This is a genomic window from Treponema denticola (assembly GCF_024400535.1).
Classification (GTDB): domain Bacteria; phylum Spirochaetota; class Spirochaetia; order Treponematales; family Treponemataceae; genus Treponema_B; species Treponema_B denticola_C.
Map to the genome: position 1 here is coordinate 2,619,654 of NZ_CP038800.1, position 25,679 is coordinate 2,645,332.

19 protein-coding genes, 1 tRNA gene and 1 pseudogene are annotated in these 25,679 nt (G+C 38.1%); 11 read left to right on the plus strand and 10 right to left on the minus strand.

Features of this window, described 5'->3' with window-relative positions:
- Window positions 1-78: 78 nt before the first annotated feature.
- Entirely contained in the window at window positions 79-840 is a 762-nt protein-coding gene (locus E4N78_RS12430) for an ABC transporter ATP-binding protein (protein ID WP_255810853.1), read from the plus strand.
- 27 nt (window positions 841-867) lie between these two features.
- Complete coding sequence (locus tag E4N78_RS12435; RefSeq protein ID WP_255810854.1) at window positions 868-2,913, plus strand: FtsX-like permease family protein; 2,046 nt, start codon at window positions 868-870, stop codon at window positions 2,911-2,913.
- 80 nt (window positions 2,914-2,993) lie between these two features.
- Here the strand turns inward: E4N78_RS12435 and E4N78_RS12440 are convergent, their stop codons facing one another.
- The 4 genes from E4N78_RS12440 to E4N78_RS12455 form a co-directional block, all read right to left on the minus strand.
- A complete protein-coding gene (locus E4N78_RS12440; RefSeq protein ID WP_255810855.1) occupies window positions 2,994-3,863 on the minus strand; it encodes an SPL family radical SAM protein in 870 nt (289 codons plus the stop codon).
- A gap of 32 nt (window positions 3,864-3,895) precedes the next feature.
- Window positions 3,896-4,408, minus strand: a complete 513-nt coding sequence (locus E4N78_RS12445) for a ClbS/DfsB family four-helix bundle protein (RefSeq protein WP_255812362.1) — start codon at window positions 4,406-4,408, stop codon at window positions 3,896-3,898.
- Between the two features lie 199 nt (window positions 4,409-4,607).
- The gene (locus tag E4N78_RS12450) at window positions 4,608-5,003 is read right to left on the minus strand and encodes a DUF7822 domain-containing protein (protein WP_255810856.1); all 396 of its coding nucleotides are present in this window, start codon (window positions 5,001-5,003) and stop codon (window positions 4,608-4,610) included.
- 112 nt (window positions 5,004-5,115) lie between these two features.
- Window positions 5,116-6,279, minus strand: coding sequence for a hypothetical protein (locus tag E4N78_RS12455; RefSeq protein WP_255810857.1), 1,164 nt, complete (start codon window positions 6,277-6,279; stop codon window positions 5,116-5,118).
- Window positions 6,280-6,893: 614 nt separating this feature from the next.
- Here E4N78_RS12455 and E4N78_RS12460 point away from each other — a divergent pair.
- Complete coding sequence (locus E4N78_RS12460; protein WP_255810858.1) at window positions 6,894-8,162, plus strand: OmpA family protein; 1,269 nt, start codon at window positions 6,894-6,896, stop codon at window positions 8,160-8,162.
- 71 nt (window positions 8,163-8,233) lie between these two features.
- On the opposite strand, the gene nifJ is transcribed toward E4N78_RS12460, so the two are convergent.
- Window positions 8,234-11,794, minus strand: coding sequence for a pyruvate:ferredoxin (flavodoxin) oxidoreductase (nifJ, locus tag E4N78_RS12465; protein ID WP_255810859.1), 3,561 nt, complete (start codon window positions 11,792-11,794; stop codon window positions 8,234-8,236).
- A 255-nt stretch (window positions 11,795-12,049) separates the two neighbouring features.
- Here nifJ and E4N78_RS12470 point away from each other — a divergent pair, with 255 nt between their 5' ends.
- A complete protein-coding gene (locus E4N78_RS12470) occupies window positions 12,050-13,273 on the plus strand; it encodes a M23 family metallopeptidase (RefSeq protein WP_255810860.1) in 1,224 nt (407 codons plus the stop codon).
- A gap of 118 nt (window positions 13,274-13,391) precedes the next feature.
- Here E4N78_RS12470 and E4N78_RS12475 read toward each other — a convergent pair whose 3' ends face one another.
- The 3 genes from E4N78_RS12475 to E4N78_RS12485 all read right to left on the minus strand — a co-directional run bounded on the left by E4N78_RS12475 (window position 13,392) and on the right by E4N78_RS12485 (window position 15,510).
- The gene (locus E4N78_RS12475) at window positions 13,392-13,664 is read right to left on the minus strand and encodes a glutaredoxin domain-containing protein (RefSeq protein ID WP_255810861.1); all 273 of its coding nucleotides are present in this window, start codon (window positions 13,662-13,664) and stop codon (window positions 13,392-13,394) included.
- A 3-nt stretch (window positions 13,665-13,667) separates the two neighbouring features.
- Entirely contained in the window at window positions 13,668-15,380 is a 1,713-nt protein-coding gene (locus tag E4N78_RS12480) for a hypothetical protein (RefSeq protein WP_255810862.1), read from the minus strand.
- Between the two features lie 57 nt (window positions 15,381-15,437).
- Window positions 15,438-15,510: transfer RNA gene (locus tag E4N78_RS12485), tRNA-Ala, on the minus strand.
- Window positions 15,511-15,631: 121 nt separating this feature from the next.
- Here E4N78_RS12485 and prcB (E4N78_RS12490) point away from each other — a divergent pair.
- From prcB (E4N78_RS12490) to prtP, 3 genes are read left to right on the plus strand one after another with little or no spacing between them, the layout of a single operon-like run.
- Window positions 15,632-16,180: a dentilisin complex subunit PrcB gene (prcB, locus tag E4N78_RS12490; RefSeq protein WP_255810863.1), complete on the plus strand. Its 549-nt coding sequence runs from the start codon at window positions 15,632-15,634 to the stop codon at window positions 16,178-16,180.
- 52 nt (window positions 16,181-16,232) lie between these two features.
- Complete coding sequence (gene prcA, locus E4N78_RS12495; protein ID WP_255810865.1) at window positions 16,233-19,361, plus strand: dentilisin complex subunit PrcA; 3,129 nt, start codon at window positions 16,233-16,235, stop codon at window positions 19,359-19,361.
- 16 nt (window positions 19,362-19,377) lie between these two features.
- Window positions 19,378-21,624 carry a dentilisin complex serine proteinase subunit PrtP gene (gene prtP, locus E4N78_RS12500; protein ID WP_255810866.1) on the plus strand — a complete coding sequence of 749 codons (2,247 nt, stop codon included), beginning with the start codon at window positions 19,378-19,380 and terminating at the stop codon, window positions 21,622-21,624.
- 91 nt (window positions 21,625-21,715) lie between these two features.
- On the opposite strand, the gene E4N78_RS12505 is transcribed toward prtP, so the two are convergent.
- Both E4N78_RS12505 and E4N78_RS12510 read right to left on the minus strand, forming a co-directional pair.
- On the minus strand, window positions 21,716-22,321 hold the full coding sequence (locus tag E4N78_RS12505; RefSeq protein WP_255810867.1) for an HflX-like GTP-binding protein: 606 nt from the start codon (window positions 22,319-22,321) through the stop codon (window positions 21,716-21,718).
- 56 nt (window positions 22,322-22,377) lie between these two features.
- Window positions 22,378-22,836 (minus strand): GNAT family N-acetyltransferase, encoded by a 459-nt coding sequence (locus E4N78_RS12510; protein ID WP_255810868.1) that lies wholly within the window; start codon window positions 22,834-22,836, stop codon window positions 22,378-22,380.
- Between the two features lie 274 nt (window positions 22,837-23,110).
- Here E4N78_RS12510 and prcB (E4N78_RS12515) point away from each other — a divergent pair, with 274 nt between their 5' ends.
- From prcB (E4N78_RS12515) to yedF, 4 genes and pseudogenes are all read left to right on the plus strand, one after another.
- Complete coding sequence (gene prcB / locus E4N78_RS12515; protein WP_255810869.1) at window positions 23,111-23,740, plus strand: dentilisin complex subunit PrcB; 630 nt, start codon at window positions 23,111-23,113, stop codon at window positions 23,738-23,740.
- Between the two features lie 38 nt (window positions 23,741-23,778).
- Window positions 23,779-23,877 (plus strand): annotated as a pseudogene (locus E4N78_RS13890) (type II toxin-antitoxin system VapC family toxin); the annotation flags it as partial.
- Between the two features lie 25 nt (window positions 23,878-23,902).
- Window positions 23,903-24,946, plus strand: a complete 1,044-nt coding sequence (locus E4N78_RS12520; protein WP_255810870.1) for a DMT family transporter — start codon at window positions 23,903-23,905, stop codon at window positions 24,944-24,946.
- 133 nt (window positions 24,947-25,079) lie between these two features.
- Entirely contained in the window at window positions 25,080-25,673 is a 594-nt protein-coding gene (gene yedF, locus E4N78_RS12525; protein WP_255810871.1) for a sulfurtransferase-like selenium metabolism protein YedF, read from the plus strand.
- Window positions 25,674-25,679 lie beyond the last annotated feature (6 nt).

Below are 25,679 nucleotides of genomic sequence, written 5' to 3' on the forward strand. Positions count from 1 at the left end.
CAAAAAATCAAAATGTAAGCCTCCGTCAATGCAGGACTTTTAATTTTTTGATAAAATTGTTTAAATTGGAGGTGTTTTATGGAAACATTGCTTGATGTTAAAAATATTCAAAAAATTTATAAGTCCCGATTTTCAAAACAGGGAACGGTTGCCTTACGCGATGTAAGTTTTTCGGTAAAGCAAAATGAATTTACAGCTATTATGGGAGAATCCGGTTCGGGGAAAACGACCTTGCTTAATTTGCTTGCAACCTTGGATAAGCCATCTTCCGGTGAGATATTTTTAAAAGGAGAACCCATATCCAAAATAAAGGCTAAGGACATTTCGGCTTTTAGGCGTAATAAATTAGGCTTTGTGTTTCAAGATTATAATCTCTTGGATCAGTTTTCCGTAAAGGATAATATATTGCTTCCTCTTGTGCTCTCAAATTATCCTATTGATGAAATGAATAAAAGACTTCTTCCTCTTGCTGAAGCTTTGAGGATTTCAGACCTTCTCGAAAAATATCCTTATGAGATTTCAGGCGGGCAATGTCAAAGGGCTGCTGCAGCAAGGGCCTTTATTACAAAACCGCAACTCATCTTGGCCGATGAACCTACAGGCGCTCTTGATTCAAAATCATCGGATATGCTTTTAGAAACTTTTTCTCAAATGAATGAGGCAGGGCAGACTATCATAATGGTAACCCATAGTGCACGGGCAACAAGTTATGCAAAGCGTGTTTTGTTTTTGCGTGACGGAAATATTTATTACGAAATATATAAAGGCGATATGGGACAGGCTCTATTCAGAGAAAGGATCAACGAAGGTCTTTTTATGATGAACAGAATGGATTCTTAATTGGAATAAGGTACGGGAGAAAAATTTATGAAACTTAATTTTTATTTTCAACTTGCCAAAAAAAATATTTCGACGGGAGCAAAAACCTATATTCCATACATTTTTGCCTGCTCACTTTCGATAATGATGTTCTCAATTATGTATACGCTTTCAAAAGAAGCCTTTAGTCAAAATTCAGCCGGTTTAATTACCTTGATGAATTTCGGTGTGATAATAGTAGGTTTCTTTTCAATGATTTTTATCTTTTACGGAAATAAATTTTTGATTAAAAACAGAATAAAAGAAATAGGACTTTATACCGTTTTAGGACTTGAAAAAAAGCATATTGCAGGCGTTTTATTTTTTGAATTCCTTGCCTGTTATTTTTTGAGTTTATTCTTCGGAGCAATAGGTTCCGCTCTTTTTGGAAAATTATGCTTTTTAATATTGTTTAAGATAAGCGGTATTTCTTCAAAAATAAATTACAGCCTTTCTTTTAGCTTTTTAAAACCTGCGAGTATCGTATTCTTTTGTTTTTTTACAATAAATTATCTTTATAATTTAAAGAAGATAAGCCTTTTAAATCCCATTCAGCTTTTAACCGAATCAAAGAGCGGAGAAAAAAGATCGAAATATTTACGCTTAAAGACATTCCTTGCTATTCTTTTTATCGGAGGCGGTTATACTCTTTCAGTTTTAAGTCTTAATCCCATAGCTGCCTTAAAAACATTTTTACCGGCCGTTCTGGTTGTGATTGCTGGCACCTTTTTCTCTTTTGAAAGTATTACTATTTTTATTTTAAATAGAATGAAAAAACGCAAATCCTATTACAGGTCTGCACGATTTATTTCCGTTTCGGGAATGATTTACAGAATGGGACAGCATGCAAAGGGCTTGGCAAGTATTTGTATTTTGCTTACGATGATCTTACTTACCCTAGCTTCGGTAACAAGTATTTATATGGTAAGCGAGAAAATCATATCAAAGGCTTTTATACGAAATCATCAATTGAATAGGCTCTTTAAAAAAGACAATATAGAATTACAAAATAAAGAGAACTTACTTGCAGACATAAAAGAGATAGGCCTAAAGCATAATATAGAAACAAATGATTTTTTATATGTAAGATATTTTTATGGAATTTCAAATATAAGCGATAATACTCTTTATGAAAATGATGATTCATATTTTTCCCGCAACAATGTTCAGATTATGTTGTGCAGTTTTGAAGATATTAAAAATATTTTCCCTAATGACCTCTATAAAAAATTATTGACGGATACTGCAAGTATGAGTGATGATGAGTTTTTTATTTTTTCTAATAAGAAGATTGACTATAAAAAGCCATTACAAATAGGGCAAAAAGAATTTAAACTAAAAAAACTTGAAAGCGAATTTGTTTCTATAATGAATAACTCGCCCTATATTCCGTATTCTCCCTTTCCTTATATAAATCTGATAGCTAAAAATTCTGAAAATCTTGAGCTTATTAAAAATGAATTAAACGCATTAAAAGAAAACGAAAGGGCTCGGTTTAAAAACCAAAAACTGCTTGCACTTGAAGAATCCTTGTTTTGGAATACCTCCGCCGATAATCTTAAAACTATCCCTCCAAACTACATTCAAGACATAAAAAAATTGGCAAAGTCTTCGGACGCAGGTTTTTTTTATGACAATAAATTTCAGTCTTATAAAGACAGAAGAGAATTTGACGGTAGCTTTTTATTTTTAGGAGGCTTTTTAAGTCTTATGTTTTTAATATGGCTCATCTTAATTATGTACTTCAAACAGATTGCTGAAGGTGTAGAGGATAGAAAGCGCTATCAAATAATGCTAAAAATAGGAATGGACTCTTCTTTAATCAAAAAAGCTTCACACGCCCAGCTTGTCTGGCTCTTTGTGCTGCCTGTTTTGGTTTCGATAGTCCACTGCTTTTTTGCTTCTCCCTTGTTCAGCCGGCTCCTATTGGTCTTCGGCCTTTTTAACACGGCTGTTTTTTTTGCCGCCCTGCTTTTAACCGGAGGCTTTACCCTGATTTTATATTTGCTTTTTTATAAGATTACTTTAAATAAATATAACAAAATTATCAATTAAAAAATCAACAACCCCGACGCAATCGTCGGGGTATTAAACTCTCCGTACGAATAAGGTACAATAAGATATCTATTTATCCATCAAAATAATTCAGGCTGTGCGTCTTTTTGTTGATCTTCAAAAGCGGTTAAATAAGAAAATATTGTATCGGGGGTGTATTCTATTCCGTTTTCCTTGCATCGTGTGCGGAATAGATTCATAAGGCGTGCATTGTGCGGACTTATAACGGAATAATTGTTGCCATAGCGTTGTATATATTTTTCTTTTAGCCTCGGAAAAGCTGCGTCAAGATTTTTATAGAAATATTCGCGGCTGCCGTCCCTGAGCGTTAAGCCCATGCCGAAACAGATGATACCGAACACTTTTGCCTCGATGCAATACTGTAAAATGCCTTCTATGTTTTCTATCGTATCATTTATAAAAGGCAGAATCGGTGTGAGCCACACAACAGTTGGGATACCCGCATCACGCAGTTTTTTTAGTACGGCAAACCTTTCGCTCGTAACGGCAACATTCGGTTCAAGTATTTTGCACAGGCTATCGTTATATGTGGTCAGCGTCATCTGCACAACGCATTTTGCTTTTTTGTTTATCGCCCGTAAAAGGTCGAGGTCACGCAATACCAACGGCGATTTCGTTATTACCGTAAACCCGAAGCCGTATCGGTAAACGGTTTCTACCGCTTTCCGCGTCATGCCGATTTTTTCTTCAAGCGGCATGTACGGGTCGGTCATAGAACCGGTACCGATCATACACTTGTTTCGTTTTCGACGCAAGGTGCTTTCAAGCAATTCTATTGCATTTTCTTTTATTTCGATATCTTCAAACGTATGTTTTATTTGGTAACATTCACTTCTTGAATCACAGTAAATACACCCGTGTGAACAGCCGCGGTACAAATTCATTCCGTTTTTAGTTGATAAAATTCCTTTCGCTTGAACAAAGTGCATGTATTATTCCTAAAACTCCGGCAGCGTTTGTGTTATCGTGCTCTATATTTTTTCAACGCTTTTTTTATATCCTTTATAGCCCAGTCATAATGGCTGGAAGTAGTGGACACGCAGTAACTTCCGAGAGTGGTTGTACCTGTCCAGTTAAAAACAGCTTTTGAAAAAAGTTCCTCATTGGAAAAGGTTTCGATTAGTTTCATAACTTCTTTATGAGTTTTTTTAAGCATTTTTTCGGCGTCGGCATAAGGGGTGCCTTGATGTTTTTTCCAAAACTCAACATTCATTTCAGGATAAGTTTTCCAGTTGTAAGCTTCAGGCAAAAAGGCTGCCGGTTTTCCTTTTGTGTTGGACTTGATCCAATTCAATAAAAGGCAGTGCCATTCATAAAGATGAACAATTACATCGCGTAGATTTTTATCGCGCTCGTTCGGATTTATATCGGCAGTTCTTTCTTTTTCGGTCATACCGTCAATTAAGTTCCACAGTTTTTCAAACTGCTCATTTGAAGCAAAAATCAAATCTTCTTTTGTTGTAGGTCTCGGCATCGTATACAATATCGATAAACAGTGAGGTCGAATTTCTGCCGAACTGTTTATCATACCTCCTTGTTTTAATCATATCACAACAAACACTGGGTTTCAAGCTAACCCGTACGAAAGATCGAAACGGGCGAATGAAAAAAATACGGTTTGATGAAGTTTGGGAAGATTGCAGGACGGATTTAACCCGTAAATAATTCCCGATTTACCATAATGTTATTTTGTGATTGGTCATCTGAACCTCCGGCTCTTCATCTTCCATTTCAAAAATTTCTCCGTACTCAAGATGAATGTATTTTCCGGCATTTGCCTCATCATTCAAGAACTTTAATACTTTTTCCGCATCTTTTTTATCCTTTTTATTTTTGGGAAGATGCTCAAAAAACTCTGCAAACTTAGCAACCCTGCCTGCATAATCTGCTGTGATTGCAATTTTTTCATCAGTCTTCCAAATAATTGAATGTGTCGCCTGCAGATTTACACTCACGAGAATACGGTATATGAGCGGAATATTGTACTCGCTTTCCGAAAGCCCCTTTATGCGCAATTTTCCTTCACCGGGCAGCTTATCCAATGAAAAAATCAAACTTCTGTTTGCCATGTTTCCTTGAACACCGACGGCGTATACAAATAATATTAGCCTAACCGGCATTGCGTGTTAAGGCTGTTCCCAAATGGAACAGCCTTTGTTTGCACATTATTAAAAAGAAAGCCTATTCATAACTTACTTCAATGATATCGGTATCGGTGTCATTTTCAAAAACGATGTAGTCAATGCTATTCCTATCGTTATAGGTATAATTACCTATAATCCATGTAACATTTGTACCGTCGGTTGTTTTAAAATTTATCTTGGTGCCTTCGATAAGCTGAGTTCCGCTAGTAATAGTTAAGCCGTCTTTTTTCTTTGTGCATTTTATCTTTGAAGAATCAAATTTTACAGTAAATGTTTTACCGCCTCTATAACTTAAACCAGCTTGTACGGATTTACCGCTTCCTATCTTATCTATATCGAGAAAATAAGATACATATTCAAAAAGACCGCTTTTTTCGGTTTTACCGTTTATAGTCCACACGGGAACCTTTCCTTCTTCAACTTCCTTTAAGTTAAACCAAACCTTTTTACCTTCGGGAAAGGTTTCTCCCGGATTTATTATTGGCCATGAATCTGTGGATGAATCGTAATAATCACAGTACATTTTGCTGTTATCATAGTTGATGATAATTTGTTCAGGCGTTTTTAAATTATAGTCTATGTTAATAGTATTAGTTGAATCGGCATAGTCTTTTGAAATTGCAATTCGTGGTTTTGTAGAATACTTGTAAAAATTCGCAGGAGATCTATTAAAAGTCCAACCGTATACTATCTTATCTAAGGGAATATTTATTGCAGAAAATCTTAGTTTTACCCTTTCATCAATCATTGCCTCATTGCTTATCGTAGTAAATGTGTTTTCTCCTATTATTTTTTCAACCTTTAATTTTGCGGGATCAAAGACTATTTTTAACTTTATTACATTCCTTAGAGTATAGGCTACATTAATTGTTTTTTCTTTATCGGCATAAGATTTATTGACAGTAATATCTGCTTGTAAAGCCGCTGTAATGGTTTTATTGCCGAAAGTCCATTTATCCGGTATTTGTTGATTCGGCAATTTACGGGGATAAAAGCATAATTTGGTACCTTCAGGTACTGCAGTTCCGCTTGTTATTTTATTCCACTTATCACCTTCGTCCTTCCAACATACCATTTTTTCTTCATCAAAAACAATTTTGATGTTCTCAGGCTGCTTATTTTGAGGGCAGCCTGTAAGCGACAGCAGTATTGTACATAATGCTCCAAATAATAAAAATTTAGTTAATACCTTGTGTTTCATAGTTGAAACCTCCTAATAAAATTACTTTCGCAAGGAATTCTTGCAAATTTATATTTTGACAAAAGCTTGTACATCTAAAAATGGGTAAAAATAAAAAGCAAGGTACAAGTTTTTGAAAATACAAAAGGTTGGAGAAAAATATGATTTTTATGAGTATAATTTTATAAATCAAGTGTATACTTTTGTATACAGGGGGGGGTAAACTGGAGATAACATTTTGCAGGCGCACGTAATTTCAGCGAGAACCATTTTTTGTGATCTAAGTTTACATAAAAGCAACATAAACATATTATACTTTAGTTTATAAAAAAGTCAATATAAAAATTTTTACATGTCAATGATTTATATCTGCATTTAGATTGTGGTAGTTATCTATAAAAATAAAAAACCCGACAGGCAAAAGGAGGAGAAAAAACCTGTCGGGAAACTGCAAAGGAGGTATATTGAATTATTTGTTGTCGTTCAACATACACTAAACAAAACTATTTAGAGGCTTTTAGTTACACAAAAATTTAAAAATTTAAGAAAAACTTTTAAGTTTTTGTGTAAAATATAGAATTTTTTTACAAAAAACCTTTTCTAAAGGTTTATGCTAAAAATACCGATAAGAAAGTGTGGAATACCGTATTTTTAAGAATAATATTTTAAAAAAACTTGTCTTGTTCGTGTTTGTTTTGCTTTTTTCTATCCTTTTTGCTCAAGAGGATGAAAAAAATGCTGAATTTCTCTTTAAATTTAAATTTATTGACGAGGATGCATATAAAATTCACTCCGTTGTAGATGAAAATGTCTATGTAAACGGAAAATTTCATCATAAAGCCCAAATTATCAATAGGATTGAGGTAGAAGTCTCGGATATAGAAACAGGAGACGGCGATAAAACCTCTTCAGCCCTTTTTTCGTGCATGTTTATGACCAGCGAGCAAAATTCCAACAAAACATTTGACTGGTCCCGAAATTACCCAAGCGTTTTTAGACGGGATGAAGCCGGTTTTTACTCTATAGGCGATGAATATTATATGCCTGTTGTACGGAATGTGCCGACATTTCCAAAGCACCCCGTTAAACCCGGCGATACATGGACAGGAGAAGGCTTTGAAGCCCACGATTTTCGGGATGCCTTCGGGATTGAAAAGCCCTTTACCTTTCCGTTTAAGGTTGAATATCAATACATAGGCCTTGAAGAAATAGACGGTCAAACCTACCGTCACATAACCGCAAGCTATGATTTAAACCATGCTGTTCCTCAAGGGGTTCTTAAAAATTATAAGGGAAAAATAGATGTACCTGTCAAAATTTTAGGGAAGTCACGTCAAAACCTATATTGGGATGAAGAAAGAGGGAATCTCTATTGCTATGATGAAGAATTCAGCATTAAAATGCTCCTTTACTCAGGTTACACCTATAATTTTATCGGGACAGCAAGGGCTAAGGTCATTGAAGTAAAAAAGATTGATACAAGCACTGAAGAAGAAATAAAAAAGAGTGTTGAAGATCTAAATCTTGAAAATACCACTATTGAAAAAACCGATGAAGGTTTAACAATCAGCATAGAAAATATCCAGTTTTTACCCGATTCTGCAATTTTAAGAGATAGTGAAAAAGAAAAAATAAAAAAAATAGGCGAAATTCTTTTAAAATTTCCAGATAGGGAATTTTTGATCTCCGGGCATACGGCCTTAGCCGGTACCGAAGAAGAAAGACAAAAGCTTTCTGAAGAAAGGGCCGCTGCCGTAGCTAATTATCTTATTGACTTGGGAGTCCAAAAAAGAGAACACGTCTACACCCGCGGTTTTGGTGCCAGCCGTCCCGTTGCTGCCAATAATTCACCTGAAAATATGGCTAAAAACAGACGTGTCGAAATAACTATCTTGGATAAGTAAAATTTAAAAGAAGTCCCCTTATCTTCATTAGAAGTTAAGGGGACTTCTTTTTTTATACCGTAAATTGACTTTTAGAAGGGCCTATCAGCCAAATACTTGTATTCCTGCCACTGCCTCTTAGCCTTAGCAACAGCCTTATCCAAGAGCATTTGAGCTCTTGCAGGATCGGCATTCTTTAAGGTCTTGAAGCGGACTTCTTTGTACATAAAGTCGGCAAGATTAAAGTCCGGTTCCTTGCTGTCAAGCTGGAAGGGGTTTTTACCCTGCTCGACAAGTCTCGGATCGTATCTGTACAAGGGCCATAAACCGCAAGAAACGGCTTCTTTTTGGTTTGTCATACCCTTTGTCATGTTGATACCGTGGTTGATACAATGACTGTAAGCGATGATAATCGAAGGTCCGTCATAGCTTTCAGCTTCGCGGAAGGCTTTGATTACCTGACTCATGTTTGCACCCATAGAAATATGAGCGACATAGACATAGCCGTAGCTCATGGCCATCATGCCTAAGTCTTTTTTGCTTACTTCCTTACCCGAAGCGGCAAATTTTGCAACTGCACCGATAGGTGTAGCTTTTGACATCTGTCCGCCGGTATTCGAGTAAACTTCAGTATCCATTACAAGAACATTGATGTTTTTACCTGAAGCAAGAACGTGATCTAATCCGCCGTATCCGATATCGTAGGCCCATCCGTCTCCTCCGAGGATCCAAACGGAGCGCTTGATAAAGTGGTCGGTTAAAGAATCCAGCTCCTTAGCCAATTCATCTTTTGAACCTGCTAACTCTTTTTTAAGTTCTGCAACAAAGGCTCTCTGCTCTTCAATAGCTGCATCATCTTCTTGAGCATTATTGAGAATCTTATCGATTACACCGGCTGCAATACCCTTTGCTTTTACCTTAGCGGCAACTTCGCGGGCATAAACGGCGAGCTTATCGCTTGTCAACCTCATACCGTAACCGAATTCTGCTGCATCCTCAAACAAGGAGTTAGACCAAGCCGGGCCTCTTCCGTCACATCGTTTTGCATAGGGTGTTGTGGGCAGGTTTCCTCCATAAATTGAAGAACAGCCTGTTGCGTTTGCAATAACGGCTCTGTCTCCGAAAAGCTGTGAAAGAAGCTTTACATAAGGTGTTTCACCGCAGCCTGCACATGCACCTGAGAACTCGAAAAGAGGTCTCTTCATACCGATGCCCTTGGGAACGCTCAAATTAAGCTTCTTTACATCAGGCTCAGGAATATCGTTAAAGAAGAAGTTCCAGTTTGCAACTTCCTGCTTTCTGTGTTCAACAAAGCTTTCCATATTGATGGCTTTAATTTCGGGATTTTCCTTGGACTTTGCAGGACACTGCTGAACGCAAAGACCGCAGCCTGTACAATCTTCTGAAGAAACCTGAATTGTAAATTTAGCTCCTTCAAATTCCTTGCCCTTATAATCGCAGGATTTAAAGCCCTGGGGTGCCTTTGCCAAGAGCGAGCCGTCATAGGCCTTCATGCGGATACAGGCATGGGGACAAACCATGACACACTGACCGCACTGAATACAGATATCGCTCTTCCAGATCGGAATATGTTCTGCAATAGCTCTCTTTTCGTATTGAGTGGTAGCGGTCGGGAAAGTGCCATCTTCGGGCATTTCGCTTACCTTTATATCATCACCTTTTTGGATGGCAACCTTGCCCAAAACATTCTTTACGAATTCGGGTGCATCGCCTGCGATTGCAGGGTGCATCTTGAGCTTGCTTGTTGCTGTCTTGGGATAATCAACCTTTTCAACTCCCTCAAGAGCCATATCGATTGTCGTAATATTCTTTTGAACGATTTCCGGACCTTTTTTTCCGTAGGACTTTTCAATGAATTTTTTGATTAGGTCTACGGCTTCGGCTTCAGGCAAGATTCCGAAGATTTTGAAAAAGGCGGTCTGCATAACAACGTTAATTCGGTTGCCCATTCCGGCTTTTTCTGCAATCTTGATAGCATCGATTACATAGAATTTAGCTTCTTTTTCGATAATCTGCTTTTGAACTTCGACGGGCATATTGTCCCATATTTCGTTCTTTCCGTAAGGAGCATTCAAAAGGAAGGTTCCGCCTTTTTTAAGGCTGTGGAGCATATCATAGGTTTCAAGATAGCTGAACTTATGGCATGCAACGAAGTCCGCATTTGTAATTAAGTAGGGCTTTCGGATTGCGTGTTTTCCGAATCTCAAGTGAGAAATCGTAAAACCGCCCGACTTTTTACTGTCATAGGAGAAGTAGGCCTGTGCCTTATTTTCTGTAGCTTCACCGATGATCTTGATAGAGTTTTTATTGGCACCTACAGTACCGTCTGAACCCAAACCGAAGAACATAGCCTGATGCATGTCCTTATCTTCAAGTTTAAAGTTGGGGTCATATTTGATGCTGGTATGTGTAACATCATCTTCGATACCTACAGAGAAGTTTGTCTTCTTTTCGCCTTCAAGGTTGTCAAATACGCCCTTAACCATTGCCGGTGTAAATTCTTTTGAACCGAGACCGTAGCGTCCGCCGATGATAACGGGATAATGAGTAAAGGGGCATTTTTTTGCAGCCTGCATTTCGCCGATGGCTGTTCTTACATCTTCGTAGAGGGGTTCACCTAAAGAGCCTGCTTCCTTACATCTGTCGAGAACTGCAATTCCTTTTACTGTGGTCGGAATAGCCTTTACAAAATGTTCGGCGCTGAAGGGCCTGTAAAGCCTTACTTTAAGAACACCGTATTTTCCGCCCTTAGAATTAAGTTCATCTACCGTTTCTTCAACAGTATCAGCACCTGAACCCATGAGGATTATGATTTGCTCGGCGTCTTTTGCTCCGTAGTAGTCATAAAGGTGATATTGTCTTCCTGTAAGTTTTGCATACTTATCCATTTGTTTTTGAACAATTTCGGGAGTAGCAAGATAGTATTTATTTACGGCTTCTCTGCCTTGGAAGTAAATATCGGGGTTTTGAGCTGTTCCGCGAAGTTCGGGCTTTTCAGGGGTTAAACCGCGTTTTCGGTGAGCTCGAACAAGCTCATCGCTTACCATTTGGCGCATAATGTCATAAGAAACTTCTTCAATTTTTTGAATTTCGTGAGAAGTTCTAAATCCGTCAAAGAAGTGAAGGAAGGGAACTCTTGCTTCCAATGTGGCTGCATGAGAAATAATGGCAAGGTCCATAACTTCCTGAACCGAGTTGGATGCCAACATAGCCCAACCTGTCTGGCGGCAGGCCATTACGTCCTGATGATCTCCGAAGATTGAAAGAGCACTGCAAGCTACGGCTCGGGCAGCAATGTGGAAAACAGTGCTGGTCAACTCGCCGGCTATTTTGTACATATTCGGAATCATTAAGAGCAAGCCCTGAGATGCTGTAAAAGTTGAAGAGAGAGCTCCTGTGGTCAAGGCTCCGTGTACGGCACCTGCAGCACCTCCTTCGGATTGAAGCTCAACAACATCGGGGACAGTACCCCAAATATTTTCTCTTCCGCGGGCTGAATATTCATCAGCGACCTCACCCATCGGACTTGACGGTGTGATCGGGTAAATGGCAATTACCTCGCTTAAGGCGTGGGCAACGTGACCGGCAGCAGTATTACCGTCGATCATTACAAGTTTTTTTTCTTGGCTCATAAAAACCGTCCTTATAAAAGTATTAGGGATTATTCAAAACTATTATATAAAGAGAAAAATATGATTTAAAAGCATACTACAATATAACGGAAATAAATAGTCCCGATAAACTAACTTACCATAAATCTTATATTTTTTCAAGAGAGCGGTACCTATTCAAGTTAAAATTCATTGCCGGATATTACCTTAACTTTTATGCTTTTTTCTTATTTAATTTAGCCTAAAACCATATTTTTTTATGCCGATATACTGAATATGGATATTATAACCTATTCTGATGTTGTACGATATAAAAATACACAACCTAAAAAAAGAAAAGCAAATTTTTTAAATGGCAAGACTTCTGCCGGAACTTCTGTTGGAACGGCAGCTTATTCTATTACAAGTCTGCAGCCAAATGATTTTTCATCAAGCAGTCTGGCGGCAGCTATTAACCCGCAGAAGCTTTTATTCGGCTCATCCTATAAAACAAAAAATGCAAAAAAGAGATTAGGCCAAAAAGAAGAAATCTTTATGTTATGGTCTCTTTTTTTACTCTTACTATGTATGTGCATCTTTTACATTCCTCTATTAAGGTTAAATTGGGGTATTTCATCAATAAAAGCTATAACATTTTTGGATGAACCGTCGGCAACTAATGCTATGCGGGACTTGGCTATGCCTACTAGCGATATCACAAAGGATGAAAGCCTTACGCCTCAATTAGAAATATCCGAACCTCTTTCTCCCTCAGATAATTCAGTTTTTATTACATCTGTAGATTTTAAAGATTATATAGTTGCACGAGGGGATACAGTCAGCGGTATTACTCAGAAATTCGGACTTAAAAATATGGGCACCCTGCTTTCAGTAAATAATATAAACAATGCCAAAAGTTTGACGGTAGGACAAAAACTGTCCATCCCATCGACAGACGGAATAATTTATACAGTTATAAAAGGAGATTCTTTAGGGGAAATAGCTGCAAAATTTAAATTGCCCCTTACGGCAATTTTAGATGCAAATGATATGGAAAGTCAAACAATAAGCTTAGGACAAAGGCTTTTTATTCCAGGTGCAAGCATCAGTACTTTTGAGCTGAGAAAGGCCTTAGGAGAACTTTTTATCTATCCAATAGCCGGAAGGCTTACATCCCCATTCGGCTACCGGAGGGATCCTTTTACAGGCAGAAAGAGTTTTCATACAGGTATAGATATTGCAGCTCCTACAGGAACACCAATTAAACTGACCCTTGACGGTACGGTTTCTTATACCGGTTACTCTACCATTTACGGTAATTATGTCATAGTTACTCACTCAGGCGGGTATCAGTCTATGTACGGGCATATGCATACGATAAAAGTAAAACGCGGTCAGATTCTAAGTCAGGGCAGCATTATCGGAACTGTAGGAAACACAGGCCGTTCCACAGGGCCTCATGTTCATTTTTCCGTTTACAAAAACGGAAAGCTTATTAATCCTCTAACAGTCTTAAAATAAGAATTTACATAAAAAAAGCAGGCCGTGTCCTCACACGTCCTGCAAGATTGTATTTAGGGTCAAACCTAAATACCAACCGGCTAAGATACATGACTTAGAGCAAGAAAGTCGGTCAGCCTTAAGACCATTTTGATAGGTCAGCTTCTTCAACGTCGAATATAAACTCTTCTCCGTCTCCAACCATCAAGCAAGGAATGCCGATTTTTCCCTCCTTTTTGAGCTGAGCAAATTCAGCTCTCTCGTCCCGATATTTTAACAAAAACTTTAGATAACCTAAATCTTCAGTAATGTCAAAATAGCGGAACTTTACTCCTTTTCTTTCTAAATATTCCTTTGCAGGCCCGCAATCGGGGCATAATTTACTACCGAATAAAAATAATTGTTTTTTCATAATCTAGTACCCATCCGACATCTGACGGTTTAGGTCTCTTTGACAAAGCTCTTGATATACCAAGGCTCTATCTTTTAGTTTTGCCTTAACCGAGTCAGAAAAGGGCATGTACCTCCAAAATACTTCTCTAACTTCTTTGTCTAATTTTTGAATGCCTTCGCTTTCTTTTATCATCCAAGTTATATAATCCTGAATAAAATATTCTTTTATGTCACCTTTTAATTTTTGGTTTTGGAACCATTGATAATAATTGCCGGTCAAGCCTTCTTCCATCCAATAGTAAGAAGCTTTTTCCTTAGCAACCTGCCAGCGTAAATCTGCAGTAGCCATTAAGAGAGAAACTTTAAGACTTTTAGGATACATCGGGATTACTATTCTGCCTCTACTTGTAACCCTATTATAGCGGTCAAAAGGTTCCCAGCAAAAGCCTATATCTCCATAAGTCGGAACCAATACGACAAAGGGAGGAATCCGGTTTAATTGATTCTTATATTGCCTGCAATAGGCTTGCACATCTATATCTTCAAGCCATTTCATTTCACGCAAGATATTCTCTCTGGTTCCCATCTCCTTTGATGAGCACCTAAAATATTCTCTTGACAGAATCGGGAAATGATTACCTTTGCGTCCGCAGGTCATCTTAGCCATCTGCTTAACAGTATCGAATTCCCCTTCGGCTCCCGACATATTGGTCGTGATTCCTCCGGAAGCATCTGCTTTTTCCCTCAAGCTGCGTACATCTGCATCGGCTTCTTTATAATCGGAAATACAGCTTTGTAATTCTTTGTCAAAATTGAGCAGTTTTTTAAGCCTGTCATTTATTTGCATGATTTGCTGTTTTTGTGATTCTGAATAAGGCGATTTTACATTGGAAAAATTAGCCAGCATATCATGAGAGAACATGCTATCAATTTGCTGTTTTATGGAGTCTTCATACCGGCTTATTTCTTCCGATTTTGCCCTCAGCAGATTATCGGCAGTTTGGAGTTTTCCCTTCGCCTTTTCTAAAAGCTGATTAAATCTTGAATTATCGTCTTTTTTTGAAATTTTAACTTCGTCTGTTGCAGAAGGGTTGATTTTTCCTATTCCGATCTCCCTGAACCACTCATCCAAATAATAGACGGCCTCACAATATGTATTTTCATCTATTACTTTTGCAAACATATCTTTTTGTTCTGCGGTTAAAAGCGTAGGAAGAACAAGTCCGTATCTTACTGCATATTGTTTTTCTTTTGAAGATTTTCCTGAGGCTATTTTCATGACCATATCGGAAACAAGATTCCAATAGGCCGATTCGACTTGCTGTCTGAATACGGTTCGGTCTTTAGGGTCAGTAGTCGTTAAAAATTTGGTAAGGGAAGTATGAAGACGCTGAGCATTTTCGCCTTCGCCTTTTAAAACAGCCTTGTAAAACTCTGCAGTATCAAATAATGTATGGGGGGTATCGGAAAAAAACTTTTCAACTTTTTCAAAATGAGTTAAGGTAAGATCGGGTTCGCTCGGATCCCGCTTTGCTTCTCCTCTGGCCTCAGGAGCCATGGAAAACATCGTATCTTTGCTTAACCCGCCGGCTTTTATATCAGGAAACGGAGCCCTTTGACCGACATTGAAGTCAAAACCGGAAGAAACCGGAGGCGGCTGTGCCGGCTTATCACCTGAAGGCATTACTACGTCTTTGAGAAGTTCATCAAGATCTATTTCAGTTGTCGAATCCACCGATTAAACCACCTTAATTAAACCAATAAGTCGGAAAAGACTAATAACTTTAAACATTGGAGATAAGGGGAATTGAACCCCTGACCTCTTGCATGCCATGCAAGCGCTCTACCAATTGAGCTATATCCCCATCAACATGTACTGATTATATCAATAAAATGAATACTCTGTCAAGGGCATTTTAAAAATTTGTCATAATTTATAAAAAAATCACTTGTCAAAATACATGGGAGCATGATACACTCATTAACATGAATATAAAATATTTTTACACAATTTTATTTTTAGGTTTATTGGTTTCAAGCTGTACAAGTTTAAAGCAAGCACAGTTGCCCCAAGCCGAAGCTGGTGCTTCTAAAGTTATTACCTCTGCCGCCTCTATAGAAACGATAGAAGCCGATACAGTTCACTACGAATTGCTGATGTCAGGGAATAATGCGAAAAACGGAATAGATCAAATTATTAGAGAACAAGGTCAATTGGATAATCTTTATTCAATTTTATACGGTAATAACCGTAAAGCCCCAAAAATTGATTTTAGCCGTAAAGCCGTTATAGTTTTAACATGCGGTCCATTTAATACTGGAGGATATAGCATCGAAATTATTTCAGTGATAAAAAAAGGGAACTCCATTGAGCTTTTATGGGAGGTTAAAACTCCCGAGCCATGGGATATTGTAACTCAGGCAATTACCCGCCCTTATGGTATATTTTCTGTGGATGCAGAGCAAAACGGCTCCATCCTCATAAAATGCCTAAACGACACTTATAATGGCTCTGAAAAGAGCTTCTCTAAATAAGGAGCTCTAAAAAGAGCCTAATATAAGGATATTTTTATTTAGGAGGGACTATATGTCACAAAAAATTAAAAACGCAATAGCGTTATTTGGAATGATTTCGGTACTATTGGTACTGATCGGCTGTCCTGCAAAGGTGGACACTCGTTCAGAAAATGCCAATATTACCGAAATTAAGGTGGGTGATACTAAAGCCGACATTAAAGAAGCTTTATCATCCGGTTGGAAGACAACAGTGAGCTACGCAACCAACAAAGTTACACTTATTGTCAAACCTGAGGATAGTAACGCAAGCCTTAAGGTTACATGTAACAATACACAAGTTGCTCATAAGGACGACAAGACGAAGTTTGAATGTCCGTTAAATGAGGGTGATAACACTATTAAAGTAGTTGTAACTGCCGAAAAGGGTAATAACACTAAAACTGCAACAATCATCGTTTATCGAAAAAGAGAGAGTGAAGATACTTCACTTAAAACACTAAAAGCCAATAATCATGATATTTTGCAGATGGTTTACAAAAATACCGTTACTGCCGATCCTGTAGCAAATGCAACAACGGGAATTGTTATAATAGCAGCTCCAAAAAATGAGAAAGCAAGTCTTTCTTTAAAATGTAATGAAGCCGAAATTACGGCAGATGCAAACGACAAAACAAAGTTTGTATGCCCGTTAAAAGAAGGCGGCAATAAGATAATCTTACAAGTAACGGCTGCCGACGGAAAAACAAAAGAAGATATATCCATCGATATTCACCGATATACCTTGTTGGAGGAGGACCCGTCACTTGAAGTTTTAAAAGCCGGAACCCAAGATATTTTATCCATTATAGCAAGCCCCATTACTCTTGACCCTGTAAAAAATGTAACAGACAGCATTGTTATAACGGCAAAGACTAAATGTAATGAAGCAAAAGTTGAACTAAAGTGTAATGGCTCTACAATCACAGCAGATACAAACGACAAAACCAAGTTTACCTGCCCCTTAAACATTGGAGATAACACAATAACTTTACAGGTAACGGCTGCTGACGGTACAACTAAGGGAAGCCTTATAACTATTAATGTCCACCGAAATAACTTTGAAGATGAAAACTCTTCACTTAAATCGCTTACGATAGACAAGGCTCCCGGTTTTATCTTTGACGGCACTAAAACCGAATATCAAGATATTCCGGTTCCTTACGGAAATGTCCTTATTAAAGCCGTAGCTTATGCTAATGCAGAGGTTATGATTGACGGTAAAAATAGCAGCGATCCGGGCTATGGTACCGTTGCGATAAGTGCCGCAAAACTTCGAGTAATTGTTAAAGTAACCAAGGGCGGCAATTCAAAGGAGTACACCCTTAACTTTGTTGAAGCCGCTCATAGCGTCGTAAACGTTGAAGTCCTTGTAGTCGATTCTATAGGAGGTACAAAGGTATCGGGTACCACGCTTAAGGTTTTTGACGCAAGAACAAACGCCCAAATCGGACTGGATATACCGGTTCATAACGGTATTGCCAATGTAATAGCCCTACAACGCGATCTACGCTATAATTTTAAACTTGAAGGTATTCCTGGACAGTGGGCAGGTTCTTTAATCGAAAACTACTATATTTCAGCTTTACCAAATCAAAAACTTACGATGATCCAATTCCCGCATGGGGATCATACACGGGGAGTAGAACCGCCTAAACTAGCTTCAATTATGAAGGCGGCTGCCGACGGAGTTGAAACACCCATAAATGAAGGCGATTCCATTGATAACAGTCTAAAAAGCATTAAGGTCGAATTTTCTTCAAGCGTAGGTGCTGTCGAAGAAAAAGCTTGGAGCGGCTTTGGGGCTAAGTTAGGTATGGGAATGATTCCTAACAGCATAACAGGAATTGAAGGTTACTATGACGGCACAACATATTCTGCCCCAACTTTTACTTCAAAATACGATTTTGAGTTAAAACCTGGTACAGGAAACTTTATCTTCCCCAACGGAAACTTCGACTTAATAGTTGTCGGGTACGATATTGCAAATAACCGTGTCGAAAAACACATAAGCATTAAATCGGAAAACTCTGCAAACGGAGAATCCTTAGAGAATGCTAAATTTGACGAAATGGTTATGATTTCAAGACGCGTACCCTATTCGGCAAATATTTATTCAAATGACGGAGAGGATATTACACATGTAGATATAATGGGAAAGAGCTTTAACGGCAATATAAAGCCTTTAGCCCTTGATCCCGCAGACGGAAGACGCTCTTCATATCTATCCATAATGATATTCAGTCTTGTGGATAAGAATAATGGTAACCACATTCCCATTATCGGCTTTGACCTTTACCGAAAAAAAGCGGGTACAAGTGATAAATTTGAACGCGTAAGCCGTACAATTTATGGAAACCTTACGACAGAAAGTGAAGGAGGACATCAGGGACTTGATACGGATTCACGCTTGGAAGAAAATGTAGAATATGAATATAAGGTTATAGCCTATAATGCAAGCCATACGGCAGAATCTCCCGTATTAAAAATGAAGGTAATGGAATCCTTTACCTACGAGCTTACAGCTCCCGATAACCGTGCTTTGATTACAAAGGCAGCTGCTCAAAACATGAGCTATATCTGCAAGGTAAGTAATCCCGATCTTCTTAAAAAAGAAAATGCAGACCGCTTTAATTCAGGGCTATTAGTAGTTGACGGACAGGGAGAAGCTCTTTTCGGTGCCAGATTCCGCTATTTCTACAATAGAACATATAAAGACGGAAATTCGGGTCCTGACCTTCTTATAGACATTGCGCAGCAAGGCAAGGTGTACTCAAAGATTTCATATCAGGATGTTTTGAAAGGTCGATTGGCACGAATGGGTATTAACAGCCTTGAAGATATCATCAAAGTAGACTCTGCAACAGGAGAGATTACTCTTACTTCTAAATTTACCCGGATAGGTATTTTTAACGTTGAAACCTACACAAAAGGCAGAGCTCTTGAATACACGGCAGGTACTACCTATCAGTGGGATATGCAGGATTGGGGTAATAATGCCTATAGGTTGGACGATGATAGACCGATGCTGATCGTCAAAAATTATGAGTATACAAATCCCGACGGTTCTACAGGATCGATTGAGAGCCAAACTTGGGGTAATACCCGCTCTAACGGTGCTAATGCAATTAATGGAAGATTTACCTTTACGGTAACAGAATAAGGAATGGAGGATTTTAATGAAACGATTTTTTTATTTGCTAACGGCCTTAGCCGTTATACTGTCCTCATGCTCTTTCGGAATAAAGACTCCCGAAAGTTCAAAGCATGAAAAAATTAAGGAAAGTTTAAATATAGACATTCCTGCCCTTACCGAAAAAGGACTTGAAGATATTGTAGAAGGTTCTTTTATCGTAAAAACTGCCTCAAATTTTGACAAAACCCTTTTTGGAAAAGAAGGCTTTGAAGTTAGAGGTTTTGTTTCCCTTAGAGGCGAAGATATCCGATATTGGAACATCCACAAGGAAGGAAATGCAAAAAAGAACCTTTCAAGGGTACTTTTTATTAAGGGAGTTCTTTCAGCCGAATATGATTATAAGGTTGAAGAACCTAAATATACCAAAGGCCCAATTTCTCAAGGTAAACAGCCTATAGAAGCTATGGGACTCCTCAATGGAGATTACCTTAATGACCCCATAGCCAATAATTCGGATTACGGGCTTAAGATAACCGAAGCTTTAAGAGCCTATAAGGATGTGGGCTACGAGAATAAACAGGTAGTTGTAGGCATTATCGATACCGGTATTAACATGGAGCATAGAGATTTTAAAGACGATAGCAACAAATCTATCGTGCTTTATGCAAAATCCGCCGCAACCGACAAGACAGGAAAGACTTATGTAGGAGACGGAAACGCCTTTACAGAAATACCCATAGGCGAAAACTGGGACCATGGAGAACACGGTACTCACTGTTCGGGTACCATAGCAGCTCGCGGTGATAACCATGTGGGTATTGCAGGCGTTGCATGGAAAAATACAAAAATTATCTCTTATCAAGGCTTAGGTATTAAAGACGGCGGAAGAACTTGGGCTATTTACGGTGCAATGGCAGACCTCGTAGATACCGTAGAAATTTTGCGTAAACCTAAGGCAGACCGCTCAGCTGAAGAAATTGATGCTCTCCCCTCCTATCTTAAAGATACCGACTATCAAATTACCCAAAAAACTGTTCCTGTAAATATGAGTTTGGGAGGTTCATACGGCACCGAATTCGCATTTGCTGTTCTAACCAATGCCGTAAAAAATGATGTTCTTCCCGTAATCGCTATGGGAAATGAAGGCCGCTATACTGCAGCTTACCCTGCCGCCTTCCCCGGCGTACTTGCAGTAGGAGCTACTACGGCACAAGATAAGCAAAAAGACTTTAGCAATAATGGGGCATGGATAAGTATTTCCGCCCCCGGCGACGGAGTTATGTCTTGTAATGTACACGGAGATGATTCTTACCAGAGTATGAGCGGTACATCCATGGCTACTCCCTTTATAACCGGAACCATAGGCTATCTTTTATCCTTCGATAATGCCCGTAATTTGACACCCTATCAGATTAAGACCTTACTCGAAAGGACTGCCGATAAGATTGACGGAATGGGTGAGTTTGATGAACGCTACGGTTACGGACGGGTCAATGTGTTCAAGGCAGCCAAGGCTGTAAAAGACGGCGGTTCTGAAATTCCTGCTCCAAATGACATCTATAGTGAGGCGGAAATAAGGGTTAAAGTAACCAATAAGGGACAAGCGGTATCGGGAAACAAAATCACCTTAATTGATAGCGTTACTAAAGCCCCTCTTGCCTTTGTTGCCGATTTGAATGACCAGTCCCCTGTCGTTTTTAAAGGTCTTATCAAAGGCAGACAGTACTCCGTTTATACAAATTTTGCCGGAGAAGCTAAAGAAAAAACATTTACGGTAACAGACACGGATCAAAACATTACTATAGCTTTTAATAAGGAAATCGTATGGGTTTCTACGGTGCCTTCTTTGCATTATAACGGCGGTAAAGACAAAACCGATACTCAAATTGCAGTTTTTGAAGAAAAAGCCGACGGTTCGCCTGATTTCGATAACCCTGTTATTAAATATGACCAAGGTGAGCTTGATACAACCTATTTTGTTGCAATGCCCGGTAAAAAGTACTATGTGCTTATTACAGGTTATATTGATTCGAAGAAGGTTTTCCATGGTGGTAACTATGCGGTAAAGATCGGAGATACAGCTCTTAATCCTGACGGTGAAGGTATTACCGACGGAGCCCGTACTGCAGCTGAGAACGATAGCCATGAACCGGATAATGATCCTACCCAAGCTAAGGCAAAGGGTGATGCATGGAATAAGACATTCGCCTGCAACTTGGTTTCTCCCGGTAAGGATGCGGATGGCAATGATAAGCCGGATTATGACTTTTTCTATATTGAATTGCCGTAATTAATAACGGTTATTTAAGCTCTTATGCTTTTACCCCCGTAAGACGGATGCCTTAAAAGGCCCTTACGGGGGTTTTTTTATGATTTTCCGTTTATAGACCGCATATTGAAACAAGTTTTCTTTTTAAGCCTTCAAGACCCTCGCCCGTCTTAACCGAAATTTCTACGGCTTCGGGGTATCGCTCTTTTAAGCTCAGTATTTGGGCCTCATCAAAAACTTCATCCATTTTGTTTATTGCGATTATAGAGGGCTTACCACTGCAAGAAAGCTCGTCTAAGACTTTTTTTGTTACTTCAAGACATTCAGGCATTGCAGGATGGGCTGCATCGCAGACTATGATTAAAAAATCTGCAAGGGCTGCTTCAAGGTTTCGCTGAATACGGGGGCTTACCGCACTGTTAAACACAACAAGGTCGGCTCCTTCTTCTTCGATAGCTTGAGCAATTTTTTCAAGCTGCCCCGAACCTACAAGAGTCGCAGGGTTTTCTTTTGCTATTCTAAAGCGGAGGGATGATAGGGACTTTAAAAAGATGGTTTCAACAAGACTTTTTAGCTCCTTTTCTTCTATTTCTTTTAGGGCTTCCGCAGTTTTTTCCTGTAATGTGGAGCGGCTTATATAAGAGCTTGAGGCCGGCCCTGAAAATATATCCGTAAAAATAAGTAGGGCCTTTTTTGTTTCGTTATCGGTTATATACATGCGGTGAAGCTCCTTTGTAAATTATCAATCTGTTAGACTATCATGCAGTTGCATTTTTATAATTTTTGGATCATTATCAAACATGGATTCCACTCATCCCAGAGTGTAGGAAAAACTTCTAATTTTTTAAATCCTTGTTTTTTATAAAAGGCTATTGTTTGGTCATATTCTTTATAATGTCCTTCATCTACCGTTTTTACCTGTATATAATCATATTTAGTTGAAGCAAATTTTTTCAGCTCATTAAATAATAATGTGCCGATTCCCTTATTGTGATATATTTTTTTTACTCCCATACAATGCACATCAGCACAATCAGGGCTTGATTCGGTTAATGTTATAAACCCGATAATTTTATCATTTTCCTTTGAGGCCCATAAATCCAATTCTTTTGAATCATTGATATACTCTTTTGTGCTTTCAGGCAAGCCGAACCATTCCGGTAAATCCGTCAAAACTTCTTCGACAATTTTTGCTTTTTCGTCTTTGTTTTCTATTTTTATAATTTTTATCATAAACGGCTCCTATTTTTTACCAGTATATTACCTAATTCAAGATACCACACTTTTTCTCTCGGACACAATAGGGTAACTTTTATATTTGAAATTGTCATCGTTCTTCTCTCATTAACTTTACATTTGTATCGTTAGAATATAGGTATTTCACCCTCATATCTTTTTGATTTTCCCCTCGCATTATAGTGTTCGGGTCCGTTTAATTCAATCGCAAGAACTGCTTCTTTTATAAGGCACTTGCCAAAATACATGGGAGCATGATACACTCATTAACATGAATATAAAATATTTTTATACAATTTTATTTTTAGGTTTATTGGTTTTAAGCTGTACAAGCGTAAAAGAGGCACGGTTACCGGAAGCAGAATCGAATCTCTCTGCCGATATTCCCTCTACGGCCCCTATAGAAACGGCAGGGATAAATACAGTTCACCACGAATTGCTGATGTCAGGAAATAATGCAAAAAACGGAATAGATCAAACTATTAGAGAACAAGGTCAATTGGATAATCTTTATTCAATTCTCTACGGTAATAACCGTAAAGCTCCAAAAATTGATTTTAGCCGTAAAGCTGTCATAGTTTTAACATGCGGTCCCTTTAATACTGGAGGATATAACATTGAAATTATTTCAGCTATAAAAATGGGGAACTCCATTGAGCTTTTATGGGAGGTTAAAACTCCCGAGCCATGGGATATTGTAACTCAGGCAATTACCCGCCCTTACATGGGTGAAGTGTATAATTATTTAGAACTTTTACAATACAAAATACTCTATAAAAAGCAACATGAAGAATCTGTAAAAAGATTTCCTAATCTTCGGCCAGACATTTTAAAGCAACCAAATTTCTATATGTGGCCGGCTTTTGACGAACCATTGGAAGATTTTAAGGAGTATATGTGAAATATTTTTTAGATACTCATGCACTTCTATGGTATTTGTTTGATAAGCTTCTAATTACAATGGCACAAGAAAATAATTTAACGATTGTTACAAAAGATACAAAGATTCCGTTGTATGATGTAAAAACTGTTTGTTAAAACATTAAGAAGGTTTTAATTGAAAATGAATAAAAATATAATCGCGATTATTTATGCAGTTGCTGCAGCAGCTTTCTATGCATTGAATGTTCCTTGTTCCAAAATACTTCTTCAAAATATTTCACCTGTATTTATGGCCGGACTTCTTTATATTGGAGCAGGGCTTGGCGTAGGAATTTTATATTTATTCAATTTTAAAAAAGAGCAAAAATCTGAACGGCTTGATAAAAATTATTTACCGTACACTATTGGAATGATTTTCCTTGATATTGCCGCTCCAATTTTGTTAATGCTTGGAGTGAAATACGGAACTTCATCAAATGCATCTTTGCTTGGAAATTTTGAAATAGCAGCTACATCATTAATTGCATTGATTATATTCAAGGAGAAAGTTACATGGAGATTATGGCTTGCAATTCTTTTTATTACTGCTTCAAGTATAATTCTTTCGTTTGAAAATATTGAAGGATTAAATTTTTCCATAGGCTCTTTGTTTGTTCTTGGAGCAACAATTTGCTGGGGCTTGGAAAATAATTGTACCCGCAGAATGTCGGATAAAAGTACATATCAGATTGTAACAATAAAAGGACTTTGTTCAGGATTCGGTTCGATAATTGTAGCTTTTGTTTCAGGTGAAACCGATTTTACTCTTAAATATATTCCTTTCGCATTATTGTTGGGATTTGTATCCTACGGATTAAGTATTTTTACATACATTCGTGCTCAAAAATACTTGGGTGCAGCTAAAACAAGTGCATATTATTCGATTGCACCATTCATAGGAACATTTTTGGCTTTTGTATTATTAAAAGAAAAAATATCAATTAAATATATATCGGCATTATTCGTAATGATTATAGGTACTGCCTTTGCCGTGTATGACACATTAATTAGAAAACATTTGCACGGACATAGGCATACATTTACACATACACATAACGGCATAACGCATACCCATACAATATCCCATTCTCATTTACATAATCACTTTATTTCTGATTCAAAACATGGTCATCATCATAGCATTGAGGAATTAGAGAATGAATTAAAAATTGAGTCAGGGAAATAAAGCCATGTCTGTAGATAGAAAAATTTTATGTAAAGAGATGTTTACAACATCTTAATATTCCAATCTTCATCATTGACTAATTATAAGCATTTATGATAATATATCTAAAAATTTAATATATTGTGAGGTTTTTATGATAGAAGTAAATGCTATGGGACAGGCTTGTCCTATTCCCGTTATTATGGCGAAAAAGGCTGTCAGGGAAAATACGGGTAAAGAAAATATCTCGGTCAAGGTGGATAATGAGGTTGCAACTCAAAACCTTTCAAAGATGGCGGCTCAGCTAGGTATAGGGATTGAAGTAAACAAGGTTTCGGAAAAAGAGTTTACCGTTCTTTTAAAGGCAAAAGACGGTGTAAATTTAAATCCTGTTGCCGTTCCTCAAACTTCAAGCGGAGAATATGCTGTTGTGATAAACTCGGATCAGATGGGGTCTGGAGATGAAGGCTTCGGCAAAAAGCTTTTAGAAGGCTTTATCTATGCACTCACGGAACAGGATGTGCTTCCCAAGTTCGTTGTCTGCTATAATTCGGGTGTAAAGCTTACAACCGAAAACGAAAAAACCGTAAACGACCTAAAAGCTCTTGCCTCTCAAGGCTGCGAAGTTCTGTCTTGCGGCTTGTGTCTTGACTTTTACGGACTTAAAGAAAAGCTCAAGGTAGGAACCCCTACAAATATGTACCGCATTACCGAAATTATGCGCACCCACTTTGTAGTACGCCCATAGTTTACC